Below are 14,474 nucleotides of genomic sequence, written 5' to 3' on the forward strand. Positions count from 1 at the left end.
TCATACGGCAGCACAGCCGGAAACCGGTCCGCCGCCAGCATTTGCTGACCCTGCGCCCCTGTTTCCGGCTGTGTATTGTATTATATCACTGGTGGGGCCTACACATTGATCTCAGCCCGCATTCCCAGCTCGTCCGCATTTTCTGACAGGATCGGGGAAATGACCTCCTCCAGAAATTCCTCCACCTGCCTGGGTGAACGGCCCACGTACCGGGACGGATCCATGGCTGCCTTCAGATCATCCGGTGAAAGGTTAAAGGCCGGGTCAGCTGCGATCAGCTCCAGCAGATTGTTATCCAGCCCCTTTTCCTTTACATTCCTGCCTGCTTCCATGGACAGCTCCCTGATCCTCTCGTGAAGCTCCTGGCGGTCTCCCCCTGCCTTTACCGCATCCATCATGATATTCTCCGTTGCCATGAAGGGAAGTTCGGCCATCAGGTGCTTTTCGATCACCTTGGGATACACCACCAGACCGTCCACCACGTTCAGATAAAGGTCCAGGATACCATCGATTGCCAGGAATCCCTCGGGAACGGAGAGACGCTTGTTGGCGGAATCATCCAGCGTTCTCTCAAACCACTGGGTGGATGCCACCAGCATGGGATTCATCATGTCGCTCATCACATAGTTTGCCAGTGAGGCGATGCGCTCACTGCGCATGGGGTTGCGCTTGTACGCCATGGCCGAGGAACCGATCTGCTTTTTCTCAAACGGCTCTTCCACTTCCTTCAGGTGCTGGAGCAGGCGGATATCGTTGGAAAACTTGTGGGCGCTCTGGGCAATGCCGGCCAGCACGCTTATGACGCGGCTGTCGATCTTTCTGGAATAGGTCTGCCCCGACACAGGATAGCATCCCTCAAATCCCATTTTCTCGGCAATGCGCTGGTCCAGCCTGCGGCACCTTTCATGGTCTCCGTCAAAAAGCTCCAGGAAACTGGCTTGGGTGCCTGTGGTGCCCTTGGAGCCAAGCAGGCGCATGGAACGGATCACATAGTCCAGATCATCCAGATCCAGCTTCAGTTCCATCATCCACAGGGTGGCCCTCTTGCCTACCGTGGTGGGCTGGGCCGGCTGGAAGTGGGTGAAGGCCAGGGTTGGAAGATCCTTATAGTTATCGGCAAAGCGTGACAGCTCAGAGAGCACATTGAGCAGTTTTTTTCTCACCAGCTTCAGTGCTTCGGTCATAATGATGATGTCTGTGTTGTCCCCCACATAACAGGAGGTAGCCCCCAGATGGATGATGCCCTTTGCCTTTGGGCACTGCGTCCCGTAGGCATAGACATGGCTCATGACATCATGGCGTACTTCCTTTTCCCGTGCCTTTGCCACATCATAGTTAATATCCCGGGCATGGGCTTTCAGCTCTTCAATCTGCTCATCCGTGATCCCCAGTCCCAGCTCCTTCTCTGTCTCAGCCAGGGCAATCCATAGACGCCTCCAGGTCCTGAACTTCATATCCGGTGAAAAGATATACTGCATCTCCCTGCTGGCATAGCGCTCGGAAAGAGGGCTTACGTATCTGTCTGTGTCACTCATGTCATTTCCTCCATATTCAATCATTTCGTGGTCTTTATCTTATCATAACAGGGTCCTGTATTCAACTGCTGTTTACTTTTCGTAGGTTCCCCTGATGTCTGCGGAAGGCGGTTCTATGGGATAAACACCGTTAAAGCAGGCCATACATACGGGCTTTCCGGCCGCCATCTCATGAAGGCGTTCTGTCTGTAAAAAGGAAAGGGAATCCGCCCCTATGATCCTTCGTATCTCATCCACCGTATGTCCATGGGCGATCAGCTGGTCCTCCGATGGAATATCCGTGCCGAAATAGCAGGGATGCAGAAAAGGCGGCGCGCTGATGCGCACATGGACCTGGATGGCGCCGGCGTCCCTGAGCATGTTCACGATCAATGCACTGGTCGTGCCCCGGACAATGGAATCATCGATCATGATCACCCGTTTTCCGGCCACCGCTTCCCTGAGCACATTCAGCTTAATGCGCACTGCCGATTCCCGGCTGCTCTGCTTGGGTTTTATAAAGGTGCGTCCCACATAGGAATTCTTTACAAACGCAGTTCCGTAAGGGACCCCGGATTCCATGGAATAGCCCAGGGCAGCGCCGTTTCCGGATTCCGGAACCCCTACCACCAGGTCTGCCTCCACAGGTGCATCCATGGCCAGGAAACGGCCCGCCTGGATCCTGGCATGGTACACGCTCACCCCGTCAAAGACACTGTCCGGCCTTGCAAAATAGATATACTCAAAAATGCATCTGGCCTCTCTGGCGGGATCCTTGGGACACATCTCCCGGTCGGACACGATCCCGTCCTTTGTGATGGTAACGATCTCCCCGGGTTCCACATCCCGGACAAACTCCGCTCCAATGGTATCCAATGCGCAGGTCTCAGATGCCAGTATATAGGCATTGTCCCGCTTACCGATACACAGAGGCTTAAAACCAAAGGGATCCCTTGCTCCTATGAGTTTTCGCGGGCTCATGATCACCAGGGAATAAGCGCCCTTCAGTTTCTTCATGGCCAGGGACACGGCGCTCTCCACACTGGGGGTGTTCACCCTGGCTCTGGCAATATGGTAGGCAATGACCTCAGAGTCAATGGTGGTCTGGAAAATGGCTCCCGTGTACTCCAGTTCATGGCGCAGCTGCGGTGCATTGACCAGATTTCCGTTATGCGCCAGGGCCAGGGTGCCTTTTATATAGTTGAGCACCAGAGGCTGCGCATTCTCCCGGGTACTGCTGCCCGCCGTGGAATACCGCACATGTCCTACCCCGATGTTGCCGTGCATCTGTTCCAATATTTCTGTGGTAAATACCTCATTGCAAAGGCCCATGCCTTTGTGTGTGCCCACCTTCCCCTTTGGTCCCTGTGTATCGCTTACCGCGATCCCGCAGCTTTCCTGCCCCCTGTGCTGCAGGGCAAACAGCCCGTAATAGATCGTAGATGCCACATCATTCCCATCAAAATCATATATACCAAAAACCCCGCACTCTTCGCGCAGCTTGTCTGCCCCAATATCAAAGTCCATCTGATTCTGATCCATGAAGTCATGTCCCTTTCTCTTCCTATGTCCATCGGTTCACGCTGTTAAAGAAGGTAACGCCTGGGTATCAGCCCAGGCGTTATATGTAAATTGATTACTGGATACCCAGTCTGCGGAAAACTTCCTCATAGGCATCCTCTACATTGCCCATGTCCCTTCTGAACCTGTCCTTATCCAGTTTCTCATGGGTGTCCTTATCCCAGAGGCGGCAGGTATCAGGGGAAATCTCATCGGCAAGGATCACCTTTCCGTGGTAACGTCCAAATTCGATCTTAAAGTCGATCAGGTCAATGTTCAGACCGCCGAAATATTCCTGAAGTACTTCATTTACCAGGAATGCATATCTGGTGATATCATCAATCTCTTCCTGGGTTGCAAGGTCCAGCGCCAGCGCATAGTAGCTGTTGATGAAAGGATCTCCCAGATCATCGTTCTTGTAGCTGAATTCCAGGGTGGGGCATTTGAACTTGATCCCCTCCTCCATTCCCATCTTCTTGGCAAAGCTGCCTGCGGAATAGTTGCGGATGATTACCTCCAAAGGTACGATCTCAACCTTTTTCACAACCGTCTCCCTGTCGTTTAACTCTTCAACCAGGTGGGTGGGTACTCCCTTTTCTTCCAGCTTCTTAAAGATAAAGTTTGTCATGCGGTTATTGATAGCGCCCTTACCTACAATGGTTCCTTTTTTTAATCCGTTGAATGCCGTAGCGTCATCCTTATAGGATACGATCAATAAATCCGGATCCTCGGTTGTATAGACTTTTTTAGCTTTTCCTTCATAGAGCATCTCTTTCTTTTCCATGGGTATCCACCTGTCCTTTTCTTTTATTCATATGGTTACGTAGATATAGATTTATAAGCTGACGCTATAAAAGAATACCATTTCAGAAGAAATTATAATACAATATGAATATGAATACAAGCAGGACAATCATTAAAATTCCTAATGAATTCTTTCTTCCCAGCTAATCACTCCCTGATTCCTCATAGGTCCGGACCCTGAAAATAGTGAAATTTCCATCCTCCAAACGAAAGTTCAGCCCTGTTTTTACCGTAGGCTCCCCTTCCCGGAACATGTCTCCGCCTGTAACACGTTCCTCAATGATATGGAACCCTGTCATATCCTTAAGGATTAAACCAATATATCCCCCTTTGTAAATCCCCCACATGACTCCGCCTGCCGCCAGAAAAAGCAGCCCTCGGCGCAGGGCCTGTTTCCCGGGTCCCCGCTCCCTTTTACAGAGTTTCAGCCTCTTAGCCCACCCTTTCACAGCCTGGCGCCTGGCAAAACGGATTCGTACCCCATTAACATAATACAACAGCCTCATTTGCAGTTATTTCCCCCATAACTTTATGGACTCATTATAATTCAAACCGCACCGGGCCGCAAGACCAAAAGACCAAATGGACCCTTTCCTGGCCTCACCGGCTGAGAAAGGGTCCTCTTTGTATTCACCGCCATATACTCTTTATATTATCGTGTAGCCTCTGTGGTGGATGTGTTGGTGGTTGACTCAGACATGTTGCCTGATTCACCTGTGATGTCCTTAACGCCGTTGCCTACGTCATCCACACCCTTCTCCACATCATCTACAAGTCCATCGATAATGCCCTCATTGGTCTCTGCAGAACCGGACATACCGCTCTCTGCCCCAGTGGTAGAGGTGGCTGCTGATGAGGAAGACTGGCTGGTACCTGTCGTGGACTGGGTCTCGTTATTACTGCTTCCACAGGCCGTAACAGATAAAACCATGACTAACAGTAACATAGCTAAGATAGCAGGTCTGATTTTTTTCATAATCGCATTCTCCTTTCGATTTCTATCTTTATTATGTGCGTTTCGAGAATAGATTATGGTGGAACATCCTGCCATCTATGGAATTAAATGTAAAAATGCAGCTAATCAGAGCCGGACCACATCCGCCATGGTGTAAAGCCCGGGACCCTTGCCTGCCAGGAACTTGGCCGCTTCCAGGGCGCCCTTGGCGAAAATAGCCTTGGAATAAGCCGTATGGCTGAATGTCACCACCTCATCCCTGCCCGCAAATATCACATCATGCTCCCCTACTATGGATCCGCCTCTGACAGCGCTGATCCCAATCTCTTTGGGGCTGCGCTTTTCCCGCTTCCCGCTTCTGTCATAGACATATTCATAGGAATCCCCCATGGCTCCATTCATAGAGTCGGCCAGGGCAATGGCAGTGCCGCTGGGGGCATCCATCTTCTGGTTATGGTGCTTTTCCACGATCTCAATGTCAAAGCCGGAACCAGCCAGCACTCTGGCGGCGTCCTGGACCAGCTTAAGGAGCAGGTTGACGCCCAGGGACATATTGGCTGAACGCAGTACAGCCGCACTGGCGCTGGTCCTCTTTACAGCCGCAAGCTGTTCCTGGGAAAGTCCCGTGGTACACAGGACCACCGGGGTCCCTGTCTCGGCGCTGAATTTTAAAAGCCCGTCCACCGCTTTTGCGGATGCAAAGTCCACGATCACGTCCGCGCTTACATTGCATTCCCCAAGGGAGGTAAATACGGGATAGCCGCAGTCTGTTCCCTGGCGCAGGTCAATGCCTGCCACGATCTCAATGTCCTTGTCATCTGCTGCAAGGCCTGTTATCACCTGGCCCATGGCCCCGTTGCAGCCGTGCATTATCATCCTGACCATTTATCTTACCGTCCTTTCTTAACTGTCTTACAGAATGCCGTAGGCGATCATGGCCGCTCTCAGCTTCGCCTGGTTCTGAGGCTCCATCTCAGTTAGAGGCATGCGCATGGGTCCCACATTCTTCCCCATTATGTTCATGGCCGCTTTAACGGGAATGGGGTTTACCTCGCAAAACAGTTCTGTGATCAGAGGGATCGCAGCCAGCTGAAGTTCTGCGCTGCGCTTTACATCCCCGGACAGATAGGCTGCGCAGATATCGTGGGTCTGGCGGGGCGCCACATTGGATAAAACTGAGATAACGCCCTTTCCGCCCAGGGAAAGGAGGGGCACGATCTGGTCGTCATTGCCTGAATACAGGTCCACTTTGCCATCGGACAGGTTCATCAGGGTGGCGATGGCTGAAAAATTGCCGCTGGCCTCCTTCACTCCCACAATATTATCCACCTCCTTGCAAAGGGTGGCGATGGTCTGGGGAAGAATGTTCACGCCTGTTCTTCCCGGTATATTATAAAGAAGGACCGGAATCTTTACCGCGTCCGCAACCGCCGTGAAATGGGCCATAAGCCCTTTCTGCGTGGCCTTGTTATAATAAGGGGACACCACCAAAAGCCCGTCAGCCCCCCTGCGCTCAGCCTCACCTGAAAGATAGACCGCCGTCTCCGTACAGTTTGAACCTGTTCCTGCAATTACAGGAACCCGCTTATTGGATACCTTGCACACATATCCGATCACATCCAGGTGCTCCTCATGGGACATGGTGGAAGCCTCTCCCGTGGTCCCACAGGCAATGATGGCATCTGTGCCTCCTGCGATCTGCTCCTCCACGATTTCCTCCAGCTTCTCATAATTCACTTCCCCATTTTCCTTAAACGGTGTGACCAGCGCAACACCTGCTCCTTCAAAAATAGCCATACTTTTATTCTCTCCTTTTTTCTTGATTCAATCACAGTATGCTTCCCTTCCCGTAAAAACCATTCACAGCCATGTTCCCAGAAAAGCTGTGCCAGAATAGCAAAAAAGAGCTGAGGTAAATGTCAGCCCTTCCCATGCGTTTCAACTTCGCACTACTGCGAATCCACGTTCTTTGGTAGCTCTCCATCCACCCGGATGACAGTCACATGGTTGTTCACCATGTGCCCAGAAGGATAACTGATTCAGGCGTTCTCCTTCTTCGGCGTCTTTCCCTTTCATCAAACCCTCCCCTGTGCCTGCCACATCGGGCTTGATTACTCTTGATCAACGCAACCTCTACTCTATGATTGTTGGTATTATATTATCATCCCCTGAGGAGGATGTCAACAGGAAATCCCGGGTATTACACCCATTTCCCATTACTGCTCATATCTGGTTTGGATCTTGGTGATCTCATCCACATAAGGGTCCAGTGTCTGGGGATATACATTCCCGGTGAGGATCAGGCGTATCTCGGACTGCCTGGCCTGACTGATCAGATTACACAGTTCTTCCTGCGTGATCACTCCCTCATCCAGGATTCCCAGGATCTCATCCAGGATCAGAATATCACATTCGCCCGTAACCAGGACCTTTTTCGCAAAATTGATTCCGTTGCGGATGCAGATCCTTGCCTCTTCCTTTTCTTCCTCTGACAGCTGATTAAAGAAGACAGGCGATTTCTCAAATCTAAAAATCTTGAATTCCGGCTCCAGACGCTTTATGATCTCCATGTTATCCATATCCATGGAACCCTTTAAAAACTGTACCATGATTACATTGCTGCCCTTGGTCAGCGCACTGATTCCCCTGCCGATCGCACTTGTTGTCTTACCCTTGCCTGGCCCGCAGATAACCTGTATCATGCTTTCTTTCATCATCATGCACCTCATGCTTTATTCGCTTTTTCTTCTGAATGGTCTGTCATTCATAGACTTCGCTCATAATAGCATAGTTTGAACAACTTTGCAAATATTTCTTACATCTTCCGAAAGATTTTCCAAAGAGATTCAAAAAAATCAGGCTTCATCGCATTCCAGTTTACTGATGGAAACTTCATAGGCAATGCGCTTCTCACACTCGGTTTCAGAGAGTTTTTTCGTGTACTCCCTGCTCTGTACGCGTCCCCAGACCCGCACCCTTGCGCCCACCTCAAAGCTGGACGCAAACCGCGCATTGCGGCCCCAGCTGATGCAGGGTATGTAATCAGATTTCCCATAGGGACGGTTTACAGCCAGCAGGATATCGGCAATCTCACGGCCCAGAGGAGTTTTTCGGTAAATTGGCGGTTTGCAGATATAGCCGTCCAGGAATATCTGGTTTGTTTTTGTGTAGTCCGTAAATTCTTCCAGGAAATGGACCTCCCTGACAAAGATGGACAGCATCAGCCTGTTCTTGACGCCCTCGTGACGGTTGTAGGAGCGGAACTGTCCAAGAGCCTCAATGGTGTTACCCGTATAGTCCTGATGGATATCCAGAAGGCGTTCCGACACCATAAGCGGTATGATATCAGCCTGCTCACTCAATCTGTTCACAGCAACATCTACCATATAAAAGCCTTCTCCAAATACCTCGTGGCTAAAGGTAAAGCCTGATACAATCTCACCAATAACGCTTACCTTGTTGTTTTCGATCATTTTTTCTGACATAGTACATCTCCTCTTCGCTTCTTATAAATTCTCATTTTGCCGTTTTATGTTTTTTATCCTGTTTATGCTTGCTTTTGTACGGCACATTGATAGTTTATGAGGAGATTTACCATAATAGACCAAAAAAACAGGCGATTCCCGCCAGAACATTTCGACAGGAATCGCCTTTTGTGTTTAAAATTGTCGTTTTTTACTTCTTAAAGGACGCCCTTTTACGCATGGTGGGATCCAAAATCTTCTTACGGATCCTAAGGCTTTCAGGGGTTACCTCCAGCAGTTCGTCCGTATCAATAAAATCCAGCGCCTGCTCCAGGCTCATGATCTTGGGCGGTGTCAGCTTCAGCGCTTCATCTGCGCTGGAGGAACGGGTGTTGGTCAGCTTCTTGGTCTTGCAGACATTGATCTCAATGTCCTCCGCCTTGGGGCTCTGTCCCACGATCATACCGGAATACACTCTTGTTCCCGGTCCGATGAACAGGGTTCCCCTCTCCTGTGCATTAAACAGGCCGTAGGTAATGGCTTCCCCTGCCTCAAAAGCGATCAGGGAACCGGTCTGGCGGTAGAACAGGTCACCCTTGTACTCCGCATACTCATCAAAGATGGTGTTGAGGATACCATTCCCCTTCGTATCTGTCATGAAATCACCGCGGTATCCGATCAGTCCCCTGGACGGAATGGAGAATTCCAGACGGGAGTAGCCGCCGGCTGCCTGGCTCATGCCCTGCAGGGCTCCCTTGCGGCTGGTAAGCTTCTGGATAACCACACCTGTGTATTCCTCAGGGACATCCACATATGCCAGCTCCATGGGCTCTAATTTGCGGTTTCTCTCATCATATTTGTACAATACCTCTGCCTTGCTCACCGCAAACTCAAAGCCTTCCCGGCGCATGTTCTCAATGAGCACGGACAAATGCAGCTCGCCTCGTCCGGACACCTTAAAGCAGTCGGCGGAATCCGTCTCCTCCACGCGAAGGCTTACATCGGTGTTCAGCTCCCTGAACAGCCTGTCACGCAGATGGCGGGAAGTGATGAACTTTCCTTCCTGTCCTGCCAGCGGGCTGTCATTTACCATGAAATACATGGCAATGGTGGGCTCGGAGATCTTCTGGAACGGGATCGCGTCCGGATTCTCAGGGGAACAGATGGTATCCCCAATATGGATCTCGGCAATGCCGGATATGGCCACAATGGAGCCCACAGACGCCTCCTGTACCTCCACGCGCTTCAGTCCGTCAAACTCATAGAGTTTTCCTATCTTGATCTTTTTAAATTTGTCAGGATCATGGTGGTTCACCAGCACGCATTCCTGATTCACCTTAAGACCGCCGTTGTCGATCTTACCAATGCCGATACGGCCCACAAATTCATTATAGTCGATCGTACTGATCAGCACCTGGGTATCTGCCTCAGGATCGCCCTCCGGGGCCGGTATGTGCTCAATGATGGTCTCAAACAGGGGACTCATGTCCATGTTCTCATCATTCATATCATATCTTGCAAATCCTCCCCTGGCGGAGGCATAGATAAAGGGACAGTCCAGCTGCTCATCAGAGGCGTCCAGATCCATCATCAGTTCCAGGGTCTCATCGATCACCTCTGCGGGACGGGCCTCGGGCCTGTCGATCTTGTTAATGCACACAATGACAGCCAGATCCAGTTCCAGCGCCTTCTGGAGCACGAACTTAGTCTGAGGCATGGGACCCTCATAGGCATCCACAACCAGAACAACCCCGTTCACCATCTTGAGCACACGCTCCACCTCACCGCCAAAGTCGGCATGGCCTGGCGTATCGATGATGTTTATTTTTGTATCTTTATAAAATACAGCCGTATTCTTGGACAAAATGGTAATGCCGCGCTCCCGCTCGATGTCGTTGGAATCCATCACGCGCTCCTGAACCTCCTGGCCCACACGGAATACGCCGCTCTGCCTTAACAGCTGGTCTACCAATGTTGTTTTGCCATGGTCTACATGGGCAATGATAGCGATATTTCTTACATCTTCTCTTTTCATCTTCATAGTGATTACTCTTCCTTAATTATATATGCATTGGTTCACGTCTACAGCCACGGTTTTATAGTATAGCATTGCTATTTACAGATTGCAAGGGCTTTTGACGGAAAATACAGGCTGTACAGGCATTTTCCGTTAAAAAACAATCAGTTCCCCCTGTCCCATGCCATAGTATACCTCGTCCACTTTCTTTATATGGGCACGTCCGCTGGTTCCCTCCGTGATCTGGGACCGGAAGCGCCCTTCCTCTGATACGGGCACAAGAAACACAAAAACCACCTTGTCCGTGTACTGCACATCCAATGTGTCCATGCCTGCCTGGGCTGCAATGTACTGTATTTTCCCGGAACCATTATAATCAGTCGTCACTTCCAGACGGACCGCCAGCTTTTTTTCCACGATCACACAATCCTCCAGGCCTGCCTTGACCGCTCCCGAATAGGCCCGCACCAGTCCGCCCGTGCCCAGCAGGGTTCCCCCAAAGTACCTGGTTACCACGGCGCATACGTCATGAAGGCCCTCCCCTGCCAGCACATCCATCATAGGCTTTCCCGCTGTCTGTGACGGTTCCCCGTCATCGCTGCACCTGGCTGTCTGCCCCCTGTCTCCTATGATATAGGCAAAACAGTGGTGCCTTGCATCCCAGTATTTTTTCCGTATCTCCTCCACAAAGGCCAGGGCCTCCTCCTCGCCGGACACCGGCCTTATGTCTGCTATGAACCTGGATTTCTTCTCCACCAGCTCTCCGCTTCCGCCTTGATACACGATTTTGTAACTCTCTACCACTTCTGTTGCTCCTTTGCCATGTTTTGTGGACAAGCTTCCCCACAATCCGACCTGTTTCCGCCTGTTTTTTATCATAATATAGAAAAGCGGCGATGGCAAGGCAATATTTAAACCTTTTCATTTTTACAAAACTGGTGTATAATCTACAGGATAAGCTTACCCTCAGTGGACAAGGGTAGACATTACTTGAATAAAGGAGAATCTATGAACTATGGTAAGTACGAGACGGAGCGCAGGCTCAAGTCTCTCCACTCCAAATCAGGCAAATACGCCTCGCGGCTTTTCCTTAATATCTTTAAGGCCCTGTTTGTCCTGTGTTTGTTTTTAGCAGTAGTGGGTGCATCCATCGGTTTTGGTATGATTAAGGGCATCATTGACAATGCCCCGTCCGTAGATATTTTAAACATTCAGCCCGACCGCTTTGCTACCACTGTCTATGACGCGGCGGGCAATCTGACCGATACCCTGGTGACCAGCGGTTCCAACCGCGAATCGGCCACTTATGATGAATTGCCCCAGAACCTGGTCAATGCCTTTATCGCCATTGAGGACTCCCGTTTCAGGAGCCATAACGGCATTGATATCCGTTCCATTGCCCGTGCCGTGCGGGGCGTGATCAGCGATGATTATGCGGGCGGAGGAAGTACCATTACCCAGCAGCTGATTAAGAACAATGTGTTCTCCGGCGGTATGGAATCCGGATGGGGCGCCAAGATCGAGAGGAAGCTGCAGGAGCAGTACCTGGCCGTCCAGCTGGAGAAAAACTCCGGGATGAGCAAGGAGGAAACAAAGAACCTGATCATCACCAACTACCTGAACACCATTAACCTGGGCAACAATACCCTGGGTGTCAAGGTAGCTGCCAAGCGCTATTTTAATAAGAATGTCTCCGACCTGACCCTCTCCGAGTGCGCGGTGCTGGCATCCATTACCAAGAATCCGTCCAAGCTCAACCCTATCTCCGGCAGGGAGAACAATGCGGAGCGGCGCAAGATCGTGCTCCAGTACATGTATGACCAGGGTTTTATTTCAAAAGAGGAGCAGGAGGAAGCCCTGGCGGATGATGTCTATGACAGGATCCAGAATGTGGACACAGCTACCAAGGAGAGCAATACCCATTACAGCTATTTTACGGACGAGCTCATTGAACAGGTGATTTCCTCCCTGATGGAAAAGCTGGACTATTCGGAAAGCCAGGCCAGCAACCTGCTGTATTCCGGCGGACTTCAGATCTACACCACCCAGGACCCTGACCTGCAGGCCATTGTAGATGAGGAGATCAACAACCCGGACAACTATTCGGCTGCCAAGTACTCCGTTGAATACAGGCTTTCCGTGACCCATGCGGACGGCAGTACCCAGCATTACTCTGAGGAAAACTTAAAGACCTTCCACAAAACAGAACTGGGCAATCCTTCCTTTGACGGCCTTTATAAGACCGAGGAGGCAGTCCAGGCAGATATCGATGCGTTCAAGGCCTGGCTGTTAAAGGACGGGGATGAGATCATCGGTGAACGGCAGAACCTCATCCTTCAGCCCCAGACCTCTTTTGTGCTCATGGATCAGCATACAGGTGAGATCAAGGCCCTTTGCGGCGGCCGCGGCGAGAAAAAGGCCAGCCTTACCCTAAACCGTGCCAGCAACGTATACCGCCAGCCCGGTTCCGCCTTTAAGGTCATCTCAGCCTTTGCACCGGCCATGGATGCCTGCGGCGCCACCCTGGGAACCGTGTACTATGACGCTCCCTACACCATCGGGACCAAAACCTTCAGGAACTGGTGGAATAAAGGGTATGGGTTTGTGGGCTACCACAATATCCGTGACGGCATCATCTACTCCATGAACATTGTGGCCGTAAGGACCCTGATGGAAACCGTTACTCCCCAGCTGGGCATCGAGTACGCGGAAAATATGGGCATCTCCTCCCTGGTCAAGGATGACCTGGGCGCGGCAACCGCCCTGGGCGGACTTACAAAGGGCGTGTCCAACCTGGAGCTGACCGCTGCCTATGCTTCCATTGCAAATGCGGGTGTTTACACAAAACCACGTTTCTTTACAAAGATACTGGACCACAACGGCAAGGTGCTCATAGATAATGAACCGGAAACCAAGCAGGTATTAAAGGATTCCACCGCCTTCCTTTTAACAGATGCCATGTCAGAGTCCATGAAGAGCAACCGGCTGTTTGCACGGTCGGGGATCTCCATCAACTCCACCAGTACAAGGGCTGCCCTCACAGGCATGTCCGCAGCAGGTAAAAGCGGTACCACCACTGCCAACAATGATGTGTGGTTTGTGGGATATACCCCCTATTATACGGCAGGAATCTGGGGCGGATGCGACAGCAACCAGAAACTGAGCAACGGAAACGGAGGCACCAGCTTCCACAAGGACATCTGGAGAAATATTATGAACCGTGTCCACAATGGAATGTCGGATCCCGGCTTCACCATCCCGGACAGCATAGAGACGGCGGAGATTTGCCGCAAGTCAGGGAAACGTGCCGTTGCAGGCGTATGTACGGCTGACCCAAGAGGCAACGCGGTGTACACCGAATACTTTGCAAAGGGCACAGCTCCCACCGAGGTATGCGACAAGCATGTGGCCGTGACCGTGTGCGCTGAATCAGGCATGCGCCCAACGCCCTACTGCCCCACTAAGACAACCCGTGTGTGCATGGCGCTCCCGGACGGTGAAAATGATGCCACGGATGATTCCGCATTTGCCATCCCGGGCTACTGCCCCATCCACACCGATGTGTCCACCATCATTAACCCCAATCCCGATGAGTCTGGCGGCGATGGTCCTGTGGTGACCCCCATTGGACCAGGATACCAGTCCCCCACCTCCCCATCCCCTACAACCGAAGGGTATGGACCGGGTAATATCCCATATTAAGAACGCAATAACAGCCGGAAACAAAGCTGCGGGCCATAACCATCTGGCGGCAGCTCCCCGTTTCCGGCTGTTTTGATATCCGGGCATACCACACCCTACTTCATCTTAGGTTTAAACACAAGGGAAGCCAAATATCCAAACACCAAAGCTCCGCAGATTCCGGCGGAACTGGCCGTAAGTCCTCCCTTAAAGATCCCCAGGATCCCGTCTTTTCCAATGGCCTCCTTGACACCCTTCCACAGCGTGTTTCCAAATCCCAGAAGAGGGACTCCTGCCCCGGCTCCGGCCCATTTTGCAAAGGGCTCATAAATTCCGACCGCTCCCAGTATGGTTCCGCTTACCACCAGCAAAACCATGATACGGCCCGGCATCATCTTGGTTTTTTCCATGAGGATCTGGACCAGGGCGCAGATCAGGCCTCCGATCAAAAATGCTTTTACATAATCCATGACCTCTAC

At 51.3% G+C, this 14,474-nt stretch carries 13 protein-coding genes and 1 riboswitch; of the genes, 1 reads left to right on the forward strand and 12 read right to left on the reverse strand.

Annotated elements, in window-relative coordinates:
• Positions 1-98: 98 nt before the first annotated feature.
• The 11 genes from purB to CLFS41_RS19920 form a co-directional block, all read right to left on the reverse strand.
• Positions 99-1,535, reverse strand: a complete 1,437-nt coding sequence (gene purB, locus CLFS41_RS19870) for an adenylosuccinate lyase (protein WP_045093261.1) — start codon at positions 1,533-1,535, stop codon at positions 99-101.
• A gap of 72 nt (positions 1,536-1,607) precedes the next feature.
• Positions 1,608-3,056 (reverse strand): amidophosphoribosyltransferase, encoded by a 1,449-nt coding sequence (gene purF, locus CLFS41_RS19875; RefSeq protein ID WP_007864080.1) that lies wholly within the window; start codon positions 3,054-3,056, stop codon positions 1,608-1,610.
• A gap of 94 nt (positions 3,057-3,150) precedes the next feature.
• On the reverse strand, positions 3,151-3,858 hold the full coding sequence (gene purC, locus CLFS41_RS19880; RefSeq protein WP_007864078.1) for a phosphoribosylaminoimidazolesuccinocarboxamide synthase: 708 nt from the start codon (positions 3,856-3,858) through the stop codon (positions 3,151-3,153).
• Positions 3,859-4,021: 163 nt separating this feature from the next.
• Complete coding sequence (locus CLFS41_RS19885) at positions 4,022-4,384, reverse strand: hypothetical protein (RefSeq protein ID WP_045093262.1); 363 nt, start codon at positions 4,382-4,384, stop codon at positions 4,022-4,024.
• A gap of 146 nt (positions 4,385-4,530) precedes the next feature.
• A complete protein-coding gene (locus CLFS41_RS19890; RefSeq protein ID WP_007864073.1) occupies positions 4,531-4,854 on the reverse strand; it encodes a hypothetical protein in 324 nt (107 codons plus the stop codon).
• 105 nt (positions 4,855-4,959) lie between these two features.
• On the reverse strand, positions 4,960-5,718 hold the full coding sequence (gene dapB, locus CLFS41_RS19895; RefSeq protein ID WP_040416635.1) for a 4-hydroxy-tetrahydrodipicolinate reductase: 759 nt from the start codon (positions 5,716-5,718) through the stop codon (positions 4,960-4,962).
• Positions 5,719-5,745: 27 nt separating this feature from the next.
• On the reverse strand, positions 5,746-6,630 hold the full coding sequence (dapA, locus tag CLFS41_RS19900) for a 4-hydroxy-tetrahydrodipicolinate synthase (RefSeq protein ID WP_007864067.1): 885 nt from the start codon (positions 6,628-6,630) through the stop codon (positions 5,746-5,748).
• A gap of 168 nt (positions 6,631-6,798) precedes the next feature.
• A riboswitch (Lysine riboswitch) is annotated at positions 6,799-6,977 on the reverse strand.
• 72 nt (positions 6,978-7,049) lie between these two features.
• Entirely contained in the window at positions 7,050-7,550 is a 501-nt protein-coding gene (locus CLFS41_RS19905) for a cob(I)yrinic acid a,c-diamide adenosyltransferase (protein ID WP_007864066.1), read from the reverse strand.
• A 138-nt stretch (positions 7,551-7,688) separates the two neighbouring features.
• Entirely contained in the window at positions 7,689-8,318 is a 630-nt protein-coding gene (locus CLFS41_RS19910; protein WP_007864064.1) for a single-stranded DNA-binding protein, read from the reverse strand.
• A gap of 190 nt (positions 8,319-8,508) precedes the next feature.
• Positions 8,509-10,338: a translational GTPase TypA gene (gene typA / locus CLFS41_RS19915; protein ID WP_045093263.1), complete on the reverse strand. Its 1,830-nt coding sequence runs from the start codon at positions 10,336-10,338 to the stop codon at positions 8,509-8,511.
• A gap of 129 nt (positions 10,339-10,467) precedes the next feature.
• Positions 10,468-11,118, reverse strand: a complete 651-nt coding sequence (locus CLFS41_RS19920) for a YigZ family protein (protein ID WP_007864062.1) — start codon at positions 11,116-11,118, stop codon at positions 10,468-10,470.
• A 204-nt stretch (positions 11,119-11,322) separates the two neighbouring features.
• On the opposite strand from CLFS41_RS19920, the gene CLFS41_RS19925 reads away from it, so the two are divergent.
• Positions 11,323-14,016: a transglycosylase domain-containing protein gene (locus CLFS41_RS19925; RefSeq protein ID WP_045093264.1), complete on the forward strand. Its 2,694-nt coding sequence runs from the start codon at positions 11,323-11,325 to the stop codon at positions 14,014-14,016.
• Between the two features lie 95 nt (positions 14,017-14,111).
• On the opposite strand, the gene CLFS41_RS19930 is transcribed toward CLFS41_RS19925, so the two are convergent.
• Positions 14,112-14,465: a SpoVA/SpoVAEb family sporulation membrane protein gene (locus tag CLFS41_RS19930; RefSeq protein ID WP_007864056.1), complete on the reverse strand. Its 354-nt coding sequence runs from the start codon at positions 14,463-14,465 to the stop codon at positions 14,112-14,114.
• Positions 14,466-14,474: the final 9 nt, after the last annotated feature.

Source organism: Clostridium sp. FS41, assembly GCF_000954015.1.
GTDB classification, from domain to species: domain Bacteria; phylum Bacillota; class Clostridia; order Lachnospirales; family Lachnospiraceae; genus Enterocloster; species Enterocloster citroniae.

Coding starts and splice junctions, on each gene's coding strand:
- purB (WP_045093261.1), bottom strand. CDS start 1,535: ATGAGTGACACAGACAGATACGTAAGCCCTCTTTCCGAGCGCTATGCC.
- purF (WP_007864080.1), bottom strand. CDS start 3,056: ATGGATCAGAATCAGATGGACTTTGATATTGGGGCAGACAAGCTGCGC.
- purC (WP_007864078.1), bottom strand. CDS start 3,858: ATGGAAAAGAAAGAGATGCTCTATGAAGGAAAAGCTAAAAAAGTCTAT.
- CLFS41_RS19885 (WP_045093262.1), bottom strand. CDS start 4,384: ATGAGGCTGTTGTATTATGTTAATGGGGTACGAATCCGTTTTGCCAGG.
- CLFS41_RS19890 (WP_007864073.1), bottom strand. CDS start 4,854: ATGAAAAAAATCAGACCTGCTATCTTAGCTATGTTACTGTTAGTCATG.
- dapB (WP_040416635.1), bottom strand. CDS start 5,718: ATGGTCAGGATGATAATGCACGGCTGCAACGGGGCCATGGGCCAGGTG.
- dapA (WP_007864067.1), bottom strand. CDS start 6,630: ATGGCTATTTTTGAAGGAGCAGGTGTTGCGCTGGTCACACCGTTTAAG.
- CLFS41_RS19905 (WP_007864066.1), bottom strand. CDS start 7,550: ATGATGAAAGAAAGCATGATACAGGTTATCTGCGGGCCAGGCAAGGGT.
- CLFS41_RS19910 (WP_007864064.1), bottom strand. CDS start 8,318: ATGTCAGAAAAAATGATCGAAAACAACAAGGTAAGCGTTATTGGTGAG.
- typA (WP_045093263.1), bottom strand. CDS start 10,338: ATGAAGATGAAAAGAGAAGATGTAAGAAATATCGCTATCATTGCCCAT.
- CLFS41_RS19925 (WP_045093264.1), top strand. CDS start 11,323: ATGAACTATGGTAAGTACGAGACGGAGCGCAGGCTCAAGTCTCTCCAC.
- CLFS41_RS19930 (WP_007864056.1), bottom strand. CDS start 14,465: ATGGATTATGTAAAAGCATTTTTGATCGGAGGCCTGATCTGCGCCCTG.